This is a genomic window from Pseudomonas sp. NFXW11 (assembly GCF_049887815.1).
Lineage (GTDB): Bacteria > Pseudomonadota > Gammaproteobacteria > Pseudomonadales > Pseudomonadaceae > Aquipseudomonas.
Genome location: NZ_JAGEKI010000007.1, coordinates 212,439 through 233,853 on the forward strand (window position 1 = coordinate 212,439; position 21,415 = coordinate 233,853).

Annotated in this window: 21 protein-coding genes; 6 read left to right on the forward strand and 15 right to left on the reverse strand. The window is 62.2% G+C overall.

Features of this window, described 5'->3' with window-relative positions:
- Position 1: 1 nt before the first annotated feature.
- The 3 genes from ngg (at position 2) to J4P02_RS13460 (ending at position 3,358) form a co-directional block, all read left to right on the forward strand.
- A complete protein-coding gene (gene ngg / locus J4P02_RS13450; protein ID WP_426190946.1) occupies positions 2-1,747 on the forward strand; it encodes an N-acetylglutaminylglutamine synthetase in 1,746 nt (581 codons plus the stop codon).
- A gap of 113 nt (positions 1,748-1,860) precedes the next feature.
- Positions 1,861-3,045: an osmoprotectant NAGGN system M42 family peptidase gene (locus J4P02_RS13455; protein WP_426190948.1), complete on the forward strand. Its 1,185-nt coding sequence runs from the start codon at positions 1,861-1,863 to the stop codon at positions 3,043-3,045.
- An 85-nt stretch (positions 3,046-3,130) separates the two neighbouring features.
- Positions 3,131-3,358 carry a YheU family protein gene (locus J4P02_RS13460; RefSeq protein ID WP_426190950.1) on the forward strand — a complete coding sequence of 76 codons (228 nt, stop codon included), beginning with the start codon at positions 3,131-3,133 and terminating at the stop codon, positions 3,356-3,358.
- Between the two features lie 16 nt (positions 3,359-3,374).
- Here the strand turns inward: J4P02_RS13460 and J4P02_RS13465 are convergent, their stop codons facing one another.
- Together J4P02_RS13465 and J4P02_RS13470 are read right to left on the reverse strand one after the other, a co-directional pair.
- Positions 3,375-3,707, reverse strand: coding sequence for a YnfA family protein (locus tag J4P02_RS13465; protein WP_426190952.1), 333 nt, complete (start codon positions 3,705-3,707; stop codon positions 3,375-3,377).
- A 64-nt stretch (positions 3,708-3,771) separates the two neighbouring features.
- Positions 3,772-4,587, reverse strand: a complete 816-nt coding sequence (locus tag J4P02_RS13470; RefSeq protein WP_426190954.1) for an SDR family oxidoreductase — start codon at positions 4,585-4,587, stop codon at positions 3,772-3,774.
- 256 nt (positions 4,588-4,843) lie between these two features.
- Between J4P02_RS13470 and J4P02_RS13475 the strand changes: the two genes are divergently transcribed.
- On the forward strand, positions 4,844-5,002 hold the full coding sequence (locus tag J4P02_RS13475) for a DUF3309 family protein (RefSeq protein ID WP_426191100.1): 159 nt from the start codon (positions 4,844-4,846) through the stop codon (positions 5,000-5,002).
- A 54-nt stretch (positions 5,003-5,056) separates the two neighbouring features.
- On the opposite strand, the gene J4P02_RS13480 is transcribed toward J4P02_RS13475, so the two are convergent.
- The 10 genes from J4P02_RS13480 to J4P02_RS13525 form a co-directional block, all read right to left on the reverse strand.
- Positions 5,057-6,019 carry a fimbrial protein gene (locus J4P02_RS13480; RefSeq protein WP_426190956.1) on the reverse strand — a complete coding sequence of 321 codons (963 nt, stop codon included), beginning with the start codon at positions 6,017-6,019 and terminating at the stop codon, positions 5,057-5,059.
- A gap of 187 nt (positions 6,020-6,206) precedes the next feature.
- Complete coding sequence (locus J4P02_RS13485; RefSeq protein ID WP_426190958.1) at positions 6,207-8,816, reverse strand: fimbria/pilus outer membrane usher protein; 2,610 nt, start codon at positions 8,814-8,816, stop codon at positions 6,207-6,209.
- 131 nt (positions 8,817-8,947) lie between these two features.
- The gene (locus J4P02_RS13490; protein WP_426190960.1) at positions 8,948-9,682 is read right to left on the reverse strand and encodes a fimbrial biogenesis chaperone; all 735 of its coding nucleotides are present in this window, start codon (positions 9,680-9,682) and stop codon (positions 8,948-8,950) included.
- 61 nt (positions 9,683-9,743) lie between these two features.
- Positions 9,744-10,283, reverse strand: a complete 540-nt coding sequence (locus J4P02_RS13495; RefSeq protein ID WP_426190962.1) for a fimbrial protein — start codon at positions 10,281-10,283, stop codon at positions 9,744-9,746.
- A 378-nt stretch (positions 10,284-10,661) separates the two neighbouring features.
- The gene (locus J4P02_RS13500; RefSeq protein ID WP_426190964.1) at positions 10,662-12,749 is read right to left on the reverse strand and encodes an LTA synthase family protein; all 2,088 of its coding nucleotides are present in this window, start codon (positions 12,747-12,749) and stop codon (positions 10,662-10,664) included.
- A 347-nt stretch (positions 12,750-13,096) separates the two neighbouring features.
- Complete coding sequence (locus J4P02_RS13505; RefSeq protein WP_068587630.1) at positions 13,097-13,288, reverse strand: PLDc N-terminal domain-containing protein; 192 nt, start codon at positions 13,286-13,288, stop codon at positions 13,097-13,099.
- 78 nt (positions 13,289-13,366) lie between these two features.
- Positions 13,367-13,897: a hypothetical protein gene (locus tag J4P02_RS13510; RefSeq protein WP_426190966.1), complete on the reverse strand. Its 531-nt coding sequence runs from the start codon at positions 13,895-13,897 to the stop codon at positions 13,367-13,369.
- 97 nt (positions 13,898-13,994) lie between these two features.
- Entirely contained in the window at positions 13,995-14,513 is a 519-nt protein-coding gene (locus J4P02_RS13515; protein ID WP_426190968.1) for an ankyrin repeat domain-containing protein, read from the reverse strand.
- A 97-nt stretch (positions 14,514-14,610) separates the two neighbouring features.
- Entirely contained in the window at positions 14,611-16,449 is a 1,839-nt protein-coding gene (locus J4P02_RS13520) for a long-chain-acyl-CoA synthetase (protein ID WP_426190970.1), read from the reverse strand.
- 74 nt (positions 16,450-16,523) lie between these two features.
- A complete protein-coding gene (locus tag J4P02_RS13525) occupies positions 16,524-16,649 on the reverse strand; it encodes a hypothetical protein (protein ID WP_426190972.1) in 126 nt (41 codons plus the stop codon).
- A gap of 457 nt (positions 16,650-17,106) precedes the next feature.
- On the opposite strand from J4P02_RS13525, the gene J4P02_RS13530 reads away from it, so the two are divergent.
- The gene (locus J4P02_RS13530) at positions 17,107-17,385 is read left to right on the forward strand and encodes a DUF3509 domain-containing protein (protein ID WP_426190974.1); all 279 of its coding nucleotides are present in this window, start codon (positions 17,107-17,109) and stop codon (positions 17,383-17,385) included.
- A gap of 75 nt (positions 17,386-17,460) precedes the next feature.
- Here J4P02_RS13530 and J4P02_RS13535 read toward each other — a convergent pair whose 3' ends face one another.
- From J4P02_RS13535 to aroC, 3 genes are read right to left on the reverse strand one after another with little or no spacing between them, the layout of a single operon-like run.
- Entirely contained in the window at positions 17,461-18,006 is a 546-nt protein-coding gene (locus J4P02_RS13535; RefSeq protein WP_426190976.1) for a 1,2-dihydroxy-3-keto-5-methylthiopentene dioxygenase, read from the reverse strand.
- Positions 18,003-19,154: an MFS transporter gene (locus tag J4P02_RS13540; RefSeq protein WP_426190978.1), complete on the reverse strand. Its 1,152-nt coding sequence runs from the start codon at positions 19,152-19,154 to the stop codon at positions 18,003-18,005. Before J4P02_RS13540 ends, J4P02_RS13535 begins: the two co-directional genes overlap by 4 nt.
- 34 nt (positions 19,155-19,188) lie before the next feature.
- Positions 19,189-20,280: a chorismate synthase gene (gene aroC / locus J4P02_RS13545; RefSeq protein ID WP_426190980.1), complete on the reverse strand. Its 1,092-nt coding sequence runs from the start codon at positions 20,278-20,280 to the stop codon at positions 19,189-19,191.
- Positions 20,281-20,421: 141 nt separating this feature from the next.
- On the opposite strand from aroC, the gene J4P02_RS13550 reads away from it, so the two are divergent.
- Positions 20,422-21,375, forward strand: coding sequence for an alpha/beta hydrolase (locus J4P02_RS13550; RefSeq protein ID WP_426190982.1), 954 nt, complete (start codon positions 20,422-20,424; stop codon positions 21,373-21,375).
- The last annotated feature ends 40 nt before the right edge of the window (positions 21,376-21,415 follow it).

Genomic DNA, 21,415 nt, shown 5'->3' on the forward strand with positions numbered 1-21,415 from the left:
GATGAAAGCTCACGCCACGACGTACAGCCAACGCCTGCTACGCGGCCAGGCGCCGTCCTATGAACGCCTGCAGGCACGCTTTGCCGAAGACCGCAGCCAGCCCGGCCAGCCAGCCATCGCGGTGCACTGCGGCTGGGGCCGGCTGCTGATCGGCCATACCTTTGCCGATGCCGCCAGTCTTGCCGCCGCGCTGCTCGAGGAAAGCCCCGGAGAACGGGATATCGCCCTGTATGTGGCCGCGCCCCAGCAAGTACTGGGGCTGGAGCCGGCGCAACTGTTCCTCGACCCCTCCGATACCCTGCGCCTGTGGTTCAGCGACTATCGCCCGGCCACCCGGGTATTTCGCGGCTTTCGCATCCGTCGGGCACAAGGCGCTGCCGACTGGCAGGCGATCAACCAGCTGTACCAGGCCCGGGCCATGCTGCCCATCGACCCGCAACGCCTGACCCCGCGCCATCAGGGCGGCCCGGTGTACTGGCTGGCCGAGGACGAGGACAGCGGCGCGGTAATTGGTAGCGTCATGGGCCTGAACCACCACAAGGCCTATCAGGACCCGGAACATGGCAGCAGCCTCTGGTGCCTGGCAGTGGACCCCGATTGCAGTCGCCCGGGGGTCGGCGAAGTGCTGGTACGGCATCTGATCGAGCACTTCATGAGCCGCGGCCTGAGTTACCTCGACCTGTCGGTGCTGCACGACAACCGCCAGGCCAAGAGCCTCTACGCCAAGCTGGGGTTTCGCACCCTGTCGACCTTCGCCATCAAGCGCAAGAACGGTATCAACCAGCCGCTGTTCCTGGGGCCTGGGCCCCAGGCACAGTTCAACCCCTATGCGCGAATCATCGTCGAGGAAGCGCACCGCCGCGGCATCGACGTGCAGGTGGATGATGCCGACGCCGGGCTGTTCACCCTCAGCCACGGCGGCCGCCGAGTGCGCTGCCGCGAATCCCTCAGCGACCTGACCAGCGCCATCAGCATGAGCCTGTGCCAGGACAAGAGCCTGACCCACAAGGTGCTCAAGGGTGCCGGGCTGAACCTGCCGGCCCAGCAACGGGCGGGCAATGCCGACGATAACCTGGCGTTTCTCGACGAACACCAGCGGGTGGTGGTCAAGCCCCTGGACGGCGAGCAGGGACAGGGTGTGGCCGTTGACCTTTCGAGCATCGAGGAGCTGCAGCAAGCCATCGACAACGCTCGCCGCTTCGACAGCCGAGTGTTGCTGGAAAGTTTCCACCAGGGCCTGGACCTGCGCATCCTGGTGATCGGCTTCGAAGTAGTGGCGGCGGCGATCCGTCGCCCTGCGGAGATTGTCGGCGATGGCCAGCATTCGATCGGCGCGCTGATCGAGGCCCGCAGCCGAAGGCGCCAGGCCGCCACTGGCGGTGAAAGTCGGATCCCCCTGGACCCGGAAACCCAGCGCACGCTGCACGCCGCCGGTTACGACTACAACAGCGTACTGCCCATCGGCGAGCGGCTATGCGTGCGGCGCACCGCCAACCTGCACACCGGCGGCACCCTGGAAGACGTCACCGAGATCCTCCATCCGACCCTGGTCGACGCCGCCATTCGCGCCGCCCGGGCCCTGGATATTCCGGTGGTGGGCCTGGACCTGATAGTGCCCGCGGCGGATCAGCCCGAGTACGTGTTTATCGAAGCCAACGAACGCGCCGGGCTGGCCAACCACGAGCCGCAGCCCACCGCCGAGCGTTTTATCGACCTGCTGTTTCCCCACAGTCAACCGGCGCCATGACCCTTAGCCGGCAAGCCGGCTCCTACCCTCATTCGTAGGAGCTGGCTTGCCAGCGAACGCGCCTGCTCCCGTTCATCGAAACCATCCATGGCCATCTTTCATCAGGAGTTTCCATGACCCGCAAGATTCCCGAACCGGACCTCGCCTACCTGCAGAAAGTGCTCCTGGAAATGCTCGCCATTCCCAGCCCCACCGGCTTTACCGACACCATCGTGCGCTACGTCGCCGAACGCCTGGAGGAGCTGGGCATTCCCTTCGAACTGACCCGTCGCGGCACCCTGCGCGCCACCCTCAAGGGCCAGCAGAACAGCCCGGACCGGGCCGTCTCGGCGCACCTGGACACCATCGGCGCCAGCGTGCGCGCGGTGAAGGACAACGGGCGCCTGACCCTGGCGCCGGTGGGCTGCTGGTCCAGCCGCTTCGCCGAAGGCAGCCGGGTCAGCCTGTTCACCGACAACGGCGTGCTGCGCGGCAGCGTCCTGCCGTTGATGGCTTCCGGGCACGCCTTCAATACCGCGGTGGACGAGTTGCCCATCAGTTGGGACCACATCGAGCTGCGCCTGGACGCCTACTGCACCACCCGCGCCGATTGCGAGTCCCTGGGGGTCAGCGTGGGCGACTTTGTCGCGTTCGACCCCTTGCCGGAATTCACCGAAAGCGGCCATATCAGCGCCCGTCACCTGGATGACAAGGCCGGGGTCGCGGCCCTGCTGGCCGCGCTCAAGGCGATTGTCGACAGCGGCGAACCGCTGATGATCGACTGCCACCCGCTGTTCACCATCACCGAGGAAATCGGCAGCGGCGCGGCGGCGGCCCTGCCCTGGGATGTCAGCGAATTTGTCGGCATCGATATCGCCCCGGTCGCCCCGGGCCAACACTCCAGCGAACACGCAGTGAGCGTGGCCATGCAGGATTCCGGCGGCCCTTACGATTACCACCTGTCCCGCCACCTGCTGCGCCTGGCCGCTGAGCAGGAGCTGCCGGTGCGCCGAGATCTGTTTCGCTACTACTTCAGCGACGCCCATTCGGCAGTTACCGCCGGCCACGATATCCGTACCGCGTTGCTGGCCTTCGGTTGCGACGCCACCCATGGATACGAGCGCACCCATATCGACAGCCTGGCGGCCCTAAGTCGCCTGTTGGGCGCCTATATCCTCAGCCCGCCGGTATTTGCCAGCGATGCGCAGCCGGCCCAGGGTTCCCTGGACCGCTTCAGCCACCAGCTGGAACACGACGCGCAGATGGAAAGTGATACCCGAGTCCCTTCGGTGGACAGCCTGCTGGGCAACCGATCCTGAATCCGCCAGCCGGGTTTATGCGCGCCGCCGCTGGCGGCCCGCCGCGGCGCGCAGTAGCATCCGGGATTGTTTGCCGGAGGCGCCCATGCTGATTCCCCACGACCAACTTGAAGTCGACACCCTGACCCGCCTGATCGAGGACTTCGTCACCCGCGATGGCACCGACAACGGCGATGAAACACCCCTGGAAACCCGCGTACTGCGGGTACGCCAGGCCCTGGGCAAGGGCCAGGCAGTGATCGTCTTCGACCCGGACAGCGAACAGTGCCAGTTGATGCTCAAGCACGATGTGCCCAAGGAGCTGTTCGACTGATCCCCCGGTAGCGCTTTCAGCCGCTGGACAGGCGCGGGCCGAACAGGATCACGCTGGCGCCGATCACGCACAGCAGCAGCCCCAGCCAGTCGGTCCCCAGCGGGCGAACGCGCTCCACCACCGCCAGCCAGCCAATCGACGCGACTATGTAGATGCCACCGTAGGCGGCATAGGCGCGCCCGGCGTAGACCGCCTCGACCTTGGTCAACAGCAGGGCGAACAGGGTCAGGCTGAGCAGCGCGGGAATTATCCACAGGGCGCTCTTGCCCTGGCGCAACCACATCCAGAAGGCATAGCAGCCGGCGATTTCAAACAGCGCGGCGAGGAAGAACCACAGGTAATTGAGCATGCAAGGTCTCGTCAGGGTTGCCGAATGCCGGCAACCCTAACCAGGCCGGGAGGGCTGAGCAAGCTCAGTTGGTGCTTTGCTTGGCCTTGGCGCGCATCTTGTCGGCCATCTGGGTCATTTCGTCGTACAGCGCCTTGGGGTTCTTCTGCTTCAGGGCCCAGGCCATGCGCCCCTGTTCGTGGGGCAGGATCATGAACTGGCCGGCAGCCACCTGGGCGTGGATGTACTCGGCGATTTCGCTGGCGCTGATCGGCGAGCTTTCCAGCAACTTGCCCACCTGGGCCTTCATGGCCGGGGTCGGCCCGCGGAAGGAGTCCATCAGGTTGGTCTGGAAGAACGACGGGCACACCACGTGCACGCTGATGTCCTGCTGTGCCAACTCCACCAGCAGGCTCTCGGAGAGCGCCACCACACCCGCCTTGGCCACGTTGTAGTTGCTCATGGCCGGGCCCTGCATCAAGGCGGCCATGGAGGCGATATTGATGATCTTGCCCTTGCTCTGCTCCAGCAATGGCAGGAAGGCCTTGCACCCCTTGACCACGCCCATCAGGTTGATCGCGATCTGCCAGTCCCAGTCTTCCAGGGACAGCTCGCTGAAAAAGCCACCCGACGCCACACCGGCATTGTTGACGATGATATCGATGCCGCCGAACTGCACCTCACAGGCCTGGGCGAATGCGGTCAGCTGGCTGTAGTCGCGCACGTCGCAGCGCTGCACGAAGCCATCGCCGCCTGCCTCGCGCACCAGCTTCAGGGTTTCCTCCAGGCCTGGCTCGCTAACGTCGGACAAGGCCAGACGCCAGCCCTCGCGGGCCCAGCGCAAAGCGATTTCGCGCCCCAGGCCGGAGCCGGCACCAGTGATCATCATGCGGTTTTGCATAGGAGTTGCCTTGTTGTTCCGGGGAAGATGGGGCGCAGTGTAGCGAAGGCCCCTGCGCTCCCCACTCAACATCAGGCTGCTGAATGCCCCGGGCAAACCCGTGCCCCGGAGCCGGAATGGCCACCGAAACGGAAAACCTCAAGAAATCTTGAATTTCCTTGATCCTGAGTCGGTCGGAACAATTGAGAGGCGGGCTGATCAAGCCAGAGCAAGGCTCTGCAACGGCGGCACCGCTGAACAATCTCCCAGCGAGGAAATCGATATGGGCACCATCCTGATCATTATTCTTATTCTGCTGCTTGTCGGCGGCCTGCCTGTGTTTCCCCATTCCCGCAGTTGGGGTTACGGCCCCTCGGGGGTTATCGGCGTGGTTCTGGTAGTGCTGCTGATTCTGTTGCTGCTGGGCAGAATATGAAGCCGGACAGCGCCGGAGCGCAGTGGCATCCGGCGCGGTTAGCCCTGGCACCGACTATTCGTAGAGGAAGGTCACCATGGCGTTGGCCAGTACATCACCCCCCGTAACCTTGTCTGCCAGTTGAAAATACCTGGCGGTCAGCGGCAGCGAGAGCAGCTCCCCGTCGACGGTGGTCGCGCTGCTGCGAAACTCCGTGCGAGTGCCCAATGCCTGCTCGGATTCACTGCCGTTGCGCTCGTGCAATAGCTGGATGCCCACGCCACGGGCCAGCCCGGGCCCTAGGGAGTTCTTGACGATATTGCCCTCGCGCAGGGCATCGATGCGATAGGCCACCCTGACGCCTTTGTCGCACTTGAGGTCGATGGAAAACCTCTTCCCGGGACCTGCCGCGGTACCCGGGACCCTGAATTCCGACTGCCTGACCGGCAGCAGATCCACAGGTTCCACCGAACGGGCTATGGCACAACCGGCGATGGTGGCCTGAACGTTCACGTTACTGAAGGTGATCCTGCTGGTAAGCGCATCCTGGTAATGGATCTCGACAACCATGTTCCTGGAGTGCCCGGAACTGATTGGCCCGATCTTGACGATATCGACGGTGAAATGGTGAATGGTGTCGTAAGCATAGGGGCCCATTGCCCTGACTATCGGCGGGCTTTCCATGAAGAAACCGTTATGCCACCAGATACGTAAACCAACCCCCGGTATCCCGGTCTTGTAGACGTGGGGAAATTCCGACCCGGCTTTTTCCTCGGCCCCCATGAAACCCACCCTCAGCTCTAACGGGCTGCCGTTGCAGTTAAAGCGGCTTTTGGGCCTCTCGAACGTGACGGTCTGCAGCACGCTGCCCACCGGCAGGTCGCGCACGACCCGCAAGTTCAGGCTCGTAATGTCGTCGTAGCGTGCATTTCCACCCGTACAGCTCGCCGCACTGCTCAGGCCGGGAAGCATCAGGCCGCTGATCAGCAGAATAGGCACGAGCCCCCGGAAAGCCTTGATTGCATTGGTGGTAAACATGCCGCGTCCCCCTTGGGCGTAGAAAGTATCGAGCCATCCCGAGCCAACAGCGCGGTGCCACGCGCCCTCGGATCACTGGGGCTCAAGCCTGGCCTGCACTTTTTCCGACCCTGGGCGGTACGCCACAAGCTGCACGAGCGCTGGCACACTGCTCCATACAAGCGCTCGAGCTGCTTCGAGATACCGCTCATGTGCGCCCCGGGCTCTGCGGGAGCCTGCACGCCAGCTCCAGCAATTGGTAATAGCCATCCTCGGGTGGTGCATGGGCACTGGCACTGTAAGACGCCAGGCATTGCTCATCGGCGCTCGCGCCCCACTTGATCAGCAACTGGCCCTGGCCTTCCAGGCCCCGCAGAAAGACCCGTCCACTTTGCCCCACCTGGGTCAAGGAACTGCCCGCCGCGTCGTAGACCTGGGCCCCCAGCGGAATAGGCACACCATCGTCGCGCTTGAGTTGCAGTAGCAGCGGTCGTCCGACCACCGTCGGGTAGTGCAGCATCACCACCGCACCGGCCCTTGGCGCCACTTGCTGCGAGGTCATTTCCAGCTCCACGTCGCGGGAGGTGCCCTTGGGGTCCAGGGCCACTTCGTTGCGTCGATAGGGCGTCAGGCCTGCAACCACCCCGTAGCCGTTGCCGGCGATTCGGGCGCGGTTGCTACTGAGCACCTGCGCCCCTTCGGCGCCGCGGGCTTCGAGCACTGCGATGGTCTCACCCTGGTCAGAAGTGGCGTTGAGCCCGCCCGGATGCAGCACCAGGGTGCCCTGCATGCCCAGGTTGACCTGGCGATAGCTGTCTCCACGGCTGGCGCCCAGGTTGTAGCTGGCATGGCTGGTGTCGTATTGCAGGTTGCCCCCGTAGTTGGTGTTGCGCCGACCTTCGGTACTGTCCTGAGCGCCATACAGGCTGTAGCCGATCTGCCCCTGTTCGCCGGCATTGCCGCTCAGGGAGTTGTTGATGCCATGGTTGCGGCTGCCGTCGTAACGGATCGACGAACTCAGGTAAGGCGAATGTCGCGTGCCCCCCAAAGGCACGCTGAAGCTGAGCAGGTACTGATTGTCCGGCCGTCCGCTGCCGCTGCGGGTACGGCTGGCGCTGAAGTCGAAACTGCCCCAACGGAAACCGTTGGCGTAGCCCACCTGATAGGTGATGTCTCGCCCCTGGTCGCGCCTCCAGTAATCCTGTGCCATACCGGAGAAAGCCAACTGGCCGAGGCGCTCCCCCAAAGGCTGACTGAGGCTCAGTTGCAAGCGGCTGCGCTCCTTGTACAACCCGCCGGGCATTTGCCTGTCACGCTGGCGGGCAAGCTCGCCGAAGCTCAGGTAACCCTCGCTGGAAAAGCGATAGGCGGCCACGCTGAAGTTGGTGGCGGTGGACTCCAGCAGCTTGTTGTAGGTCAGGCGCAGGCTATGCCCCTGGGTATCGACGGGGGCATCAGGAAACCGCTGTTCGAGCCCGCGAGCCTGGGACTGGGTGAAGTCGGCTGCCACCGCCCCCAGTTCGGTGTTCAAGGCCGCCCCCCCCAGCCACGCCCGATACTCCTCGGCCAGGATCGCGCCGCCGTAACCTGTCACCAGGTCGGACAGACCGTACTGATAGCTGCCCTGAAAAAATACCGGGGGCTTGTCAAGGCGCGAGTCTCGATAACGACCGGCATTGAGGCTGAAGCGCGAACTGCCTGGGCGTAACAGCTGTGCCACGGACGCAAAGGGCACGACGAAACTGCGGGTACGACCGTCGGCCTCGGTGATGGTGACATTGAGGTCGCCGGCATAGCCGGATTGGTATAGGTCGTCGATGGCGAAAGGGCCAGGGGGCACCGTGGTTTCGTAGAGCAGGTTCGGGCCCTGGCGCACGCTGACCTTGGCCGTGGTATCGGCGACACCCCGTACCACCGGGGCGAAACCCCGCATGGAATCCGGCAGCATGCGTTCGTCGCTGCTCAGTTGCAGGCCGGTGTACGGCACACTGTCGAAGAAATGGCCAGGGGTGTAGTACTGGCCCAGGGTCAATTGCGCCTCGAGGGCAGTCACATCACGCTGCACATAGCTGCTCAGTGCACTGTAGCGGCTACCACCGCCAATGCCGGAACGCTGTTCGTAGCTGTAGGAACCGTTGTGGCGCAAACGCCAGTCCCCCAGATTGATACCGCCATTGAGGCTGCTGTAGAACTGGCGGCTGCGCTGAGCGTCGGCGCTGTTGTCGCTGAAGTTGCTGCTGTAGCCAAGAAAGCCGGCATTGACTCCGGAATCCCAATCCGTGGAGGGCACGTAGCCTCTTTTACTGCGGTTCAGATAGAGCTGGGATATGGACAGGTCGGCACGCAATTCGGACATGTCCACCTCGAATCGGCTATGGGCAGGCAAGTCATCGGCCCCCAGGCAGGACTGGGAGCGAGCCTGGGCCGCCTGCTCCGGCGGCATTCGGGTGAAGTCCAGGCCCAACTGCTCCAGCACCTCCGACGACAGGCAAGGCTGAACCTTCAGGCTGTCGGCACCGGCCCTCAGTCGAACATCCTGACGCCCCACCCAGTTCTGATTGAGGTACAGGTCGAGCCGATAGACGCCGGGAACCAGGGGGTTGTCACGGGAAAAACGGGACAGATCCACAGGCTCCCCCTGGCCATTGCCGAAAAAGGCGGGGTTGAAACGGATCAGTTCCTCGGCCTCAACCGTGCCACCCAGCAAGCCCGACAGCAGCAAGGTCGCGCCACCGAAGACCTGCTCGACAGTCAGCGCCTGGCCTTTCCCCCAACGTAGCGGGAGACGGCCCAGTGCAGAGAACCGAAGGGAAGACAAAAGGCTCATTTCACCTAACCGAAGTCGTAAGCGCGGCGCACCACTAGCCAGGTGCTCAGAACAATGGCAGCAGTACGATGAGATTCACCCCATGCGAGGGAAGCTGGCCGAAACCGGGAATCGGCAGAATTTCAGAGCTCGAGCGCTGCCTCGCGGCGCACCGAGCTGCCGTGGTCGCTGATCCACTCATAAACCACACGCCCCTGCGCTTCCGCGGACGAGGATTTCTGTTCAAGAGGAAAATCTGCGGAAGATTTCGGTGCCAGCATGTGGCTGCGTACCTTCAGAACATGTCCGCTCTTAAGCTTCACCTGCACTGAGTTGAACGACACATGAAAGGCCGAATCGTTACGCACTCGCAGCACCCTGCCAGGGCCTGAGCCAATCAGGCTCCAGCGCAATGTTTGCGCCGCCTCCACTGCGTTGCCCGATAGCTTTTCCGGACGCAAGAACAACTTCAGCCGAGTGCGAAAAGCCAGTTGCATATGGTTGCTGACCTGATCGGCCGGCAGCGGTGGCACATCCAGGATGTTGAGCCAGTACACCGACTCGCGATCCCCGGGAATACCCGGCCGTGGAATGTGGGCAATACGCAGTGTCTGGCCCTTGCCCTGGTTGATCCGGACCATGGGCGGCATCACCACGAAAGGCACATCCACATCGTCCGGCCTGGAGTCGGCACTGCCATCGTCGATCCAGACCTGGACCAACGCCGGCTGCTCTCCCTTGTTGGTAAGCCCGAGGCTGACCTCCGTCTCCTGGGCCGGATAGATGACCCGCGTGCCGCCTACCACCACATTGGCCTGTGTCAGCAACGGCAGCAGTGCGCAGCAGAAACCCAGCAGAAACGAACAGCGCCGCGTCATGATTGTTCTCTTCACTCGATACGCAGAGGGCCCCGCAGCAGAAGCCGGGGGCCCCGTAGTCTCATTCGAAAACCATGTCCAGGACGACATGGGCCTTGACGTCACCCGCGCTGGTGTTGTCTTCAGCAGCCAGGTACTGGGCATAGAACTTCAAGGTTGCATCACCGTCGCTGACGTTGACTTTCTGGACATCGTCCGGGGCGATGCTCACCAGGTTGAGCGGCTGCTGCTGGCCGTCGAGCAGTTGCACCTGAGCGTTCGAACCCTGGGCAATCTGGTTGCGCAAAGCGCCGGTCAAAGGATCCACGCTCAGCAGGTCGGGCTTGAACCAGACCCCCACCGTGCTGCCGGTGCAGCCGGTGAACTTCAGCTCGAAGGGTTTGAGCCCTGCTACCGCTCCCTTGGCCGCCAGGGCGCTGGCACCGACGGGAGGCAACGGCACCTCATGGGTGTAGCCCCCCTGCTCGACACCTCCGATTTTGCAGGTTTCACTGCTGACCTTCCCCGTGAACTGAAGGGTCACATCGGGACTCGCCCAGGCGCTGCCCGCTGCCATCAACAGACCAGACGCCATGCCAGCGGCCAGCCATAGCTTTTTCATTGCAATCTCCATTTCAATCTCCGTGATGCACTGCCCATCGCGCCATTCAAGAATCTATGTCGCATACCTGATCTAGAGCCCTGTCCCTATCTGGTCGGGCCGAAGCGGAGTGGATCATTACAGTCTGTTGTAATGGCTGAAATCAGATGAATCCTAAAAGCCAAGAAACTTCCCAAGGATTTTCGAGAAATCGACTTTATCGATAGGCATTTTTCCCATTCAATCTCGGGAAACTCTTAACTAAACGCAGGAGCGCAACGTTCTAAGAAGGTGCGATTGCTTTTCTCCAGACAAAAAAACACCCCTCAAAGAGGGGTGTTCAGGGTATTGCCGTTCAGGCTCCGCTGGATCTGGGGGTCCTATCGGGAGCCGATCAGATCAATCCGGCTTGCCGTTGACCACGCCGGCGGTGTTGTCTATCAGGCTCTTGGTCGCGGTTTGCAGGAAGGATTCCAGTTTCTGCTTGAGCTGGGCTTCGTCGGCGGACTCGGGAATCAGCTCGCCGCCCGGGTTGGCACCCAATTGGTACTTGTACAACCGCGGTGGCATTTCCTTGGGCAGTACCAACACTCGATCGCCCGTCAGCAGAGCCACGGTCTGCTCACTGCCCGAAGGCTTGATCACACCAAAGCCCTTGTCGCCTTCCGGCAGGTTGAGCAGGTCACGGCCCCAGCACTGGTGCAGCACGTCGCCACCGAGGCGGCCCATGATGGTCGGCACTATGTCGATCTGGGTACCGACGGTGTGGTCACGCTGGCCGAATTTTTCCTGGATGCCCGGGGCAATCATCAGCATCGGAACGTTGAAACGCCCCAGGTCCATTTCGGTGATCTGCTGTTCGTTGCCAAAACCGTGGTCACCCACCACCACAAACAGGGTTTCCTTGAAGTAAGGCTCCTTGCGCGCCTTCTCGAAGAATTGGCCCAGGGCCCAGTCGGAGTAGCGCATGGCCGTCATGTGTTCGTTGAGGCTGCCGCGGTCGGTGACTTTTTCCACCGGCAATGGCGTAGGCAGTGCGTAAGGGGTGTGGTTGGAAAGGGTCTGCAACAGGGCATAGAACGGGCCCTTGCCTTCACGCGCCTTCAGCTCTTCCAGGCCGCGGTTGAACATGTCCTGGTCGGACACGCCCCAGGTCGGGTCGGAGAACACCGGGTTGACGAAGTCATTGCGGCCGATGAAGTTGGTCATGCCCTGGTTGCTGAAGAACCCCGACTGGTTATCCCAGGCAAAGTCGCCGTTGTAGACATACACATCGTCATACTTGCGAGCGCTGAGCAATTGCGGCAAGCCGGACAGCTTGTGGCTGCCTTCCGGGGTCTGCATCAGGTACTCGAAGCCCGGCAGGTTGGGGAAGCACGCCATGGTGGCGAACATGCCCTGGTGGGTGTGGGTGCCGTTGGAGAAGAAGCGGTCGAACAGCAGGCCTTCCTTGGACAGCTTGTCGAAGTACGGGGTGATATTACCCGGACGCTCCAGGGCGCCCACCGAATGCCCGGCGAAGCTTTCCATCAGGATCACCACGACGTTCTTGATCGGCAGAGTCTTGTCCGCATCCGGCGTGGAGTTGCGGCGCACTGCGGCAATGTCGGCATCCACCAACTTGTCGCTGGGCAGCAGCAGCATATCGCGCACGGTCTGCTGCGCCTGGGGCTGGGGCAAGGTTGCCTTCCAGATATTGGTACGGTCTTCGGACATGCGGTCCTTGGCGGCCGCAATCAACTGCAGGGTGCCATTGAGGCCCAACTGGTTGGCGAAGTTGGATTCGGTGGTGTAGACGTCACCCCAGCGCATCGGCGGGCCCTGGCGCAGCGTGCCGCGAGCGGCCACCACGCAGATCAGCAGGCAGACCACGAACACCGCAATCCGGGCATACCAGGGAGCGACCTGGCGCGTACCGACATTGCCGCCGCTGAATGGGCCACGAGGCCGGGTGGCGCGGTCGGCGCCCTTGAACGCCAGGCTCAGGATCCAGGTGCCCAGGGCCCAGGCCAGCAGGTAGCGGACCACCGGGAAGCCGTACCAGAGCATGCTCATCACGGTTTTCGGGTCTTCCTTCACATATTGGAAGACCAGGCCGTTGAGGCGCTGGTGGAACTCGCGGTAGAAGTCCATCTCCATCAGGCCGAGGAACAGCGCGATGCTGGAGGTCAGGGTCAGCCAGAAGCGAAACAGCCCGCGAGCCGCCATGGCCCGGGCACTGAACAGGGCCAGCAGCAGCGGTATGCTGAGATACACCACCAGCCGCAAGTCGAAACGCAAGCCGTTGGCAAACGCCTCGAGAAAGGTCGAGGCCGGCGTGTTGAGAATCATCTCGCGGTTGTAGATCAGCAGCGCGACGCGCAACAAGGAGAGCATCACCATCATGACCAGCGCGCAAAGCAGCGTGTAGGCCAGATGGGACTTAACGGTCGGTTGCAGCAGGCGATTCGAGGATCGCTGCTGACTCAGGGCATCCGAGTTTGCCATGTGGTTTTAGGACCCATTGGAAAGTTGAGGTTACAAAGGTAACGCGGCGTTCTGCCCTCTTGTTGCCGCCATAGCGACGGGGGAATACGCGGTGCGCAGATGTTGCACGATCACTGAAAGCATTGCCATGGATAACTGGGCAACACCTCAAGCTCCAGCACCGAAGGCTCTGGAACAAGAGCTTGCCAAGGATCGCAGCGAGGAAAAAAGCGCCGGCGATTGTCTTAGAGACTTGGTGAAAATTTCGTTCAACGCATATTTAGTCACACAAAAAAGGGCCATTGGCCCTTTTTAGTTCAACCCTGCAATGCCTGAGCGTTGCAGGCGCCTCCTCGATCAAGCGGGCATCAGAGCCGCACATCTCCCCGGGGACCGGCAATCGCCCAGATGATCAGCCCCAGTACCGGGAGGAAGATGATCAGCAGCACCCAGAGAATTTTCATCCCGGTTTCGGCACCGCTTTTCAGCACGTTGATGATGGCCCAGATATCCAGGGCGAGGATGATCAGGCCTACCAGGCCATTGAAGGTGGAACCCATGGTCTTGCTCCCAAATGAGGCTGTGCCTCCTTAGGATAGCTGCGCTGCACCAGGGTTCCGTTTTATTCAGGCTGCGCTTTAGACGTGCAAGGCGATCTTCAGCGCTTCCAGGGCCGGCGCCGCGGCGATCCCCACCTCGCGAGCCAGTTCCAGCACCCGGGGCACGTCATTGCCATAGACCAGTACCATCTGCAGTTCATCGTCGAGCAACTGGCTGAAGTTCATCAGCACATAGCCACCGTTCTCCGGGTTCATGCTGCCCATCTGGATCTGCATGCGGTTCAGTGCGGTAAGCGCCTCGGTCTTGGCCAACTGCTTGGGCTTGATGTTGAAGGACACGTCCTTGCCGAAGGAGTCGACAATCTGGCTGAACAGCTCGACATAGGTATCAGCCTGGAACAGCACGGTATCCGGCAGGCTGCCCACCACCACCCATTCGCCCAGGGGAATGGGGAAACTGTCGTCGTAATTGATGTCCGGATTGGCCGCCAGGAACCCCTGGGGATCGGCATAGGCCTGGGCCGCTTCATCGGCGATGCGCTGAATCTCGGCGTCAGCCATGCACCCGGAGCTGATTTTGCTGATGAGTTCGACAAGGGCGGTGTTCATGGGTGCATCCTGAAGGCAAGGAGGTTTCGAGGGCGCGCAGGATACCTGAAATCAGCGATACCCGGGTTACCCGCCCTCGCCCAGCCTGCGAGTCGAATCAGCCCAGGAGCTTTTCCAGCTGCGCGCTGGTGTCGGCGGCGCCCATGGTCTTGGCGGCCTCCAGGGCGCTGACGCCATTGGCATCGCGAGCCTTGGGGTCGGCGCCCTGGCTGATCAGGTAGGTGACGATTTCGCTGCGGTTGAACATGGCCGCCATCATCAGTGCGGTACGGCCGTCGAAGGATGCGCCTTCCACTTGAGCGCCCCCTTCCACCAGGGCCTTGACCACCGCCAGGTCGCCCTTGAAGGCGGCGCCGGCAATCGGGCTCTGGCCATTGTCATTGCGCAGCTCGGGATCGGCCCCGCGCTTGAGCAGCACCTGCACCGCCTCCACATGCCCGTAATAGGCCGCCAGCATCAGCAGGGTGTCGCCCTTGTGGTTGCGCAGGTTGACCGGCAGGCCATTGCTGGCCAGCTTGTCGAGCATCTGTGCATCGCCCTGGCGGGCGACTTCGAATACCTGCTCGACAAACTGGGCAGCCTCGTCTTCGGTCATCTGGCGGCTTTTGTCGGTCATCGGAAACTCCAGGTTCAGCCAATCGGAAAGCCGCTAGTTTCCCCAAGCCGCCAGTAGCCTGTCACTTTTTTTCTGCCAAGCGCCGCCATAGACAGATTCAATAACGCAGGCTTCCGCCCTGGATCTGGGCATAAAGCTGCGGGGTCAGGCGCACATAGGTATCCGACCCGGGCAACCAGGCATAGAGCGGATCGTCAGCGCTGCCTTCGGGGTCGAAGGCTTGCTCCTTGAGCCGGCTTTTCTGGTACTTGAAGGTGCCGGTAGTGTCCATCTTCACCTTGATCCGCAGGAACAGCGGCACCGCGTATGCCGGCAGTTGCTGCCGGGCGAACTGCAGCACATCGGCAAAATCCAGGGTCGCCAGGGATTCCATCGGGGTGATCGCGACCATGCCGGCACGGCCATTGGTGTTGTTGATCTCGACGCCATAGGCCACCACTTCGGCAATCTGCGGGTGCTGCAGAAGAATGTTCTCCACCTCGGTGGTGGAGACGTTTTCGCCTTTCCAGCGATAGGTGTCGCCCAGGCGATCAACGAACTGCACATGGCCAAAGCCGATGTCCCGCAGCAAATCTCCGGTGTTGAAGTAGCTGTCGCCCTTTTCGAACACGTCCTTGAGGATCACCTTGAGGTTCTTCTCCGGGTCGGTGTAACCGTCCAGTGGCGCCTTGTCGTCGATCTTCGCCAGCAGCAGCCCCTGGCCGCCCTTGGCCACTTTCTGCATGAAACCCTGGCTGTTGCGCAGCGGCGCCCCGGTGTCGTGGGCGTACTCGACCAACGCCCAGGGGATCAGGGAAAAGCCCACGGTATTGTCGAAGTTGAGGATGTTGCTGAAACCGATATTGCCGTCGCTGGCGGCATACAGCTCACACACATGGGACACGCCGAAGCGCTGCTTGAACTGGCTCCAGACGCCCGGGCGCAGGCCATTGCCGATCATCTTCAAGACCCCGTGCTGGGTATCCTGGATGCAGCTCGGCTGATCGATCAGGTAACGGCACAGCTCCCCCACATAACCCAAGGTGGTTGCCTTGAAGCGCCGCACGTCGTCCCAGAACTGGCTGGCGCTGAACTTGCGGCGAATGGCGAACCCCGAAGCGCCAGTGATGGCCGAACCCCAGCACACGCAGAGCCCGGTGGCGTGATACAGCGGCAAGGTGCAATACAGCACGTCGCTGGGCTGCATATCCAGGGCGATGGTGCCGAAGCCCGCAGAGGTGCGCATCCAGCGCCCATGCTTGAAGATCCCCGCCTTGGGCAAGCCCGTGGTGCCGGAGGTGTAGATATAGAAGCAGGGGTCGTCGAAGAAGATGCGCTGGGTCTGTGCCAGGTTGTCCTGCGGGTAACCGGCACTTTCGCTCATCAGGTTCCGCAACCCTTCGGGGCTGATACCGGGATCGGCGAAGGTGTCCTGATCGGCCACGAACCAGGTGCGCTCGGGGGCAATGTCCACTTGATCGCGCACCGCCGTGTAGGCCCCCAGCAACTCGCCTCCAACCATGATCGCCGCCGGCTTGACCAATTCCAGGCTGTGCACCAGCACACCCTGGGTTTGCGCGGTGTTGAGCATCGCGCAGATACCGCCGAGCTTGGCCACCGCCAGCACCGTCACCAGCAGCTCCGGCCGATTCTCGATAAAGATCGCCAGGACATCGCCCTTGCCAATTCCCTGGGCATGCAGGTAGGCGGCGATGCGACTGGCCCACTGGTTGACCTGGGCGTAGCTGAGCACCCGGTTGCCGTACAGCAGGGCCGGGCCATCGGGATTGCGCAGGGTCGCCTGCTCGAAACTCCAACCCAGGCCGCAGGGCTGATCGGGCTTGTCGATATTCCCCGCCCGCATGCCGCGCACCACCCGTGGCAATGCCCTGGCAATGGACGGCACCTTACGCAGCATCATGCCCCAGGTGATCATGTCGCTCTTGTGCTTGTTCATGGCAGCTCCCTACAACGACAAAAGTCTGTTCCCGATCCTTGCAGGCCGGGCGTGGGTAACCAGCAGCACAAGGTTCAACCCGGGGCGCGGAACCGCGGGCCGGTGGCGGACAGGCAAAGGTTGTGGGCAGGGCCAGGAGGGGTGGAAAACACATAGGGTGCTGCCAGCAGCACCGGCAGGCTTGCACTGGGACAGTTCATGGAGGGCGTCCTAATATTCTTATTATCCGTCGGGCAGGATCAACGATCGCGCCGCAACACGTTCCATGTCGCAAAACGCCATTTCAAACAGCCTTGGCACAGGCTGGAAACAACGTGACTGACTGGAAAATACGTCAGCCCTCGCAAGCCTGTACACGGAGTTTTTGCAAAGTTTTGTATCTCCTCCAGCCAGGCTCCGCACAACCCTGGACAGCCCCGCCAGCCCAATTGAAAACCCAATTGCGACCTGCGTTCAGCGCAGCATCCAGCCACTCCGGCGCCTGGGCAGCAACCTGCAAAATGCAGGATGCACGATGGCCATTCATGCAATTTGCACGAAACCATCAATTATCAATATTTATAACTCATTGATTTATAAGGAATTTAAAATTCAGCACTGATGGCACAATCACTGCACCTATCAGCAGACCTTCAAGAACTGACGGAGCTGATAGACATGAGCCTGATCCAAGAAAAATTTTCCTCCCTGTTCTCCAACTTCGAAGTGACCACCCTGCCCCGCCCCGACGGCGGCATCCTGCTCACCCTGCGCAACAGTGAAGGCAAAGAGTTCAAGCGCTCGATTTCCTACGCGCAGTTGCATGCCGGTGACCAGCTTTCCTGGGTCATCAGTGCGATTCGTCGAGACCTGGCAGAACAGGCCAGTGAGTTGCCGCAGATTTCCATGCTGCAAAGCCAGAACCGCTTTGCCTTGCCGACCTACCACAGCGCGTAAAACGTCTGGGTGCAGCAACTGCTGGGGCCGGTCCCACCTTGCGTGGGCCCGGCCCGTTTGCATTGAGTCTGGTGCTCAGTCTTCCAGAGGCGGGAACTGGCTGGCGATAGCGTCGCCGGTCAAGTTGGCCACAGGACTCTGGGGGGTCTTGAACAGGCGGATGGCCACCAACTGTGGCTGCTCACCCATGTCGAACCAGTGGGCGGTGCCAGCCGGTAGTGCAAGCAGGTCGTGCCTCTCACACAGCAGCGCATAGACATAGTCATCGATATGCAGGGATAGCAGGCCGCGACCGGCGACAAACAGCCGTATTTCATCCCCGGCCTGACGCTGTTCAGCAAGAAAGCCGGCGCGCTGCTGGTCTTTCTGCGGATGATCAGGGGCCAGGCTCAGCACTTCCACGCCGGCATAGCCCAGATCGGTCATCAGTCGATCGATCTCTTGCTGGTAAGCGCTGATCACCTCTTCCTGACTGGCCCCCGGCTGAAGGCGGGTGGTGGCGGGCCAGCGCTCGAAGCGAATGCCCTGCTCGGCCAGGGTGGCAGCGATATCCTCGAAATGGGTCAGTACCTTGTTCGGCAGCTCCGGACTGGATACGTGATAGACGGACAGGCTGCTCATGACGGCAACTCCTCTTGCATGCGGGTGGCAATGATAACGGCTGCGGCCAAGGCTGCGACGCTGGCAATACTAAAGGTCAATGTGGCGCCCAGGGCATTCCAGCTATAGCCGGAATACAAGGCCCCCAGGGCGCCACCGGTGCCGGCCAGGGCGGCGTACAGCGCCTGCCCCTGGCCTTGCTGGCGCGCCCCGAAACTGCGTTGCACGAAATGAATCGCCGCGGCGTGAAAGCTGCCGAAGGTCGCGGCGTGCAGTACCTGCGCCAACAGCAGTACCCACAGGTGTTCGGCCAGGCTGCCCAACAGCAGCCAGCGCAACGCCGCCAGAAGAAAGCTCGCCAGCAATACCCGGCGCACGGAAAACCGCGAGAGAATCCAGCTCATGCCCAGGAACATCAGCACCTCGGCCACTACTCCCAGGGCCCAGAGCATGCCGATCAGGCCGCGGGTGTAGCCCAGGCGTTCCAGGTGCAGCGTCAGAAAGGTGTAGTAAGGGCCGTGGCTCAACTGCATCAGAGCCACGCACAAATAGAAGGCCAGCACCCCTGGCCCACGCAGCTGCTTGATAAAGCCCTCGGCCGACAGGCGCGGCCCATGGGCCACCGGCTGGGCATTGGGCACCCACAGGCTGCTGAGCACGATACCGCCCATGATCGCCACCAGCGCCGCCGGGTAGATATCCAGGCTCAGCCACTCAAACAGACGCCCCAGGGCCACCACGGTCAAGATGAAGCCGATTGAACCCCAGAGACGGATCTGACTGTAGCGCGAGGCCTGCCCCTGCAAATGCGCCAGGGTGATGACTTCGAACTGCGGCAGCACCGCGTGCCAGAAAAACGCATGCAGGGCCATGACCATCGCCAGCCAGGCATAGCTCTTGCTGACGAAGATCAGCGAGAAGCTGAGCAGGGTGCAGAGGGCTCCGAAGCGCACGATCGCCAAGCGCCGACCACTGTAGTCGCCGAGCCAGCCCCAAAGATTGGGGGCAACGCAGCGCATGAGCATGGGGATGGCCACCAGTTCGCCGATCCGCGCACTGGAAAACCCCAGGTGATCGAAGTACAGCGCCAGGAACGGCGCCGTCGACCCCAGCAGGGCGAAATAGAACAGGTAGAAACTGGAAAGCCGCCAGTACGGCAAGGCCGCCACGGCCCTCAGACCACGGCGACTGGCAGGCGCGCCATTACAGCTGGCCCAGCACCGGCGTGCCGACGCGCACGTCGGCATTCTGGCCGCGATGGCGCAGCAGGTGATCCATCAGCACTATGGCCATCATCGCCTCGGCGATCGGCGTGGCGCGGATGCCCACGCAAGGATCGTGGCGACCCTTGGTAATCACCTCCACCGGGTTGCCGTCGATATCGATGGAACGGCCCGGGGTGGTGATGCTGGACGTCGGCTTGAGCGCCAGGTGGGCAACGATCGGTTGTCCCGAGGAAATGCCGCCGAGAATGCCGCCGGCATTGTTGCTGAGGAAACCCTCTGGGGTCAGTTCGTCACGGTGCTCGGTGCCACGCTGGGCGACACAGGCGAAACCGGCGCCGATCTCCACGCCCTTGACCGCGTTGATGCTCATCAGGGCATGGGCCAGCTCGGCATCCAGGCGATCGAAGATCGGCTCGCCCAGGCCTGGCATCACGCCTTCGGCAACCACGGTGATCTTCGCGCCCACCGAATCCTGATCCCGGCGCAGCTGGTCCATATAGGCTTCAAGCTCGGGAACCTTGTCCGGATCGGGGCTGAAGAAAGCGTTCTGCTCCACCGAGTCCCAGGTCTTGAAGGGAATCTCGATCGGCCCCAGCTGGCTCATGTAGCCGCGAATCACAATGCCCTGAGTGGCCAGGTACTTCTTGGCGATGGCCCCGGCCGCCACCCGCATGGCGGTTTCCCGCGCCGAACTGCGACCGCCGCCACGGTAGTCGCGAATGCCGTACTTGTGGTGGTAGCTGTAGTCGGCATGAGCCGGGCGGAACAGGTCCTTGATCGCCGAGTAGTCCTTGGACTTCTGGTCGGTATTGCGGATCAGCAAGCCAATGGAGCAACCGGTGGTCTTGCCCTCGAACACCCCAGAGAGGATCTCGACCTCGTCGGGCTCCTGGCGCTGGGTGGTATGGCGGCTGGTGCCGGGCTTGCGACGGTCCAGGTCACGCTGCAGGTCTTGCACGGACAGCTCGAGACCCGGCGGGCAGCCGTCGACAATGGCGACCAACGCCGGGCCATGGCTTTCGCCCGCGGTGGTGACAGTGAACAGCTTGCCGTAGGTATTGCCGGACATGCAGGGCGCTCCGTGAAATCAGCCGAAATAACTCAGTCTGGATTACTGAGCGCGCCAGTATACGCAGGCTACCCAACTAGTTCATCCTCGAACCTTCGGCCCCGGCCCGAGTCCAACCGGCACCCTGTTGATAATGGCGTGATGATGCTGCGAGTTCTTCTCTTGAGTCTTTTCCTGTTCACCGGCCTTGCCCAGGCGACCGTCCTGCAACGCCCCATCAGCCTCGACACCGGCCATGGCGAATTGTTCGGCTCGCTGCTGCTGCCCAAATCCGAACAGCCGGTGCCGGTGGTGCTGATCATTTCCGGCTCGGGCCCTACCGATCGCGATGGCAACAACCCCGATGGCGGGCGCAATGACAGCCTCAAGCGCCTGGCCTGGATCCTGGCCAAGCACAATATCGCCAGTGTGCGCTACGACAAGCGCGGGGTGGCCGCCAGCCTCGCCGCCACCCCGGATGAACGCAACCTGAGCCTCGAGGCCTATGTGGCCGACGCCGTGGCCTGGGGCCAGAAGCTCAAGGCCGACTCGCGCCTGGGCCCATTGATCGTGCTGGGGCACAGCGAGGGCGCGCTGATCGCCAGCCTGGCGGCGCCTCAGCTGGATGCGGCCGGGGTGATTTCGATTTCCGGCACCGCCCGGCCAGTGGATCAGGTACTGCGCCAGCAATTGAGCTATCGCCTGCCACCGGCACTGATGGCCCGCAGCAATCAACTGCTGGACAGCCTCAAGGCCGGCAAACTCGACAACGACGTCCCACCACAGTTACAGATGATCTTCCGGCCCAGCGTGCAGCCCTACCTGATCAGCCTGTTTCGCGCAGACCCGGCTGCGGCATTCGCCCGCCTGCGGATGCCGGCGCTGATCATCCAGGGCAGCAACGACATCCAGGTCAACGTCGACGACGCCAAAGCCCTCAAGGCCGCCAAGGCCGATGCACAACTGACCCTGATCGAGGGCATGAACCATGTGCTGCGTATCGTCCCCAACGATCTCAAGCGCCAGTTGGCGTCCTACAAGGACCCGCAATTGCCTCTGGCAGCCGAGCTGGGGCACGCGATCATCGGTTTTATTGACGGACTTCACACCCGTTAGGCCGCTTTTACCCTCCAGTCCTAAGAAAAACGGCCGATAA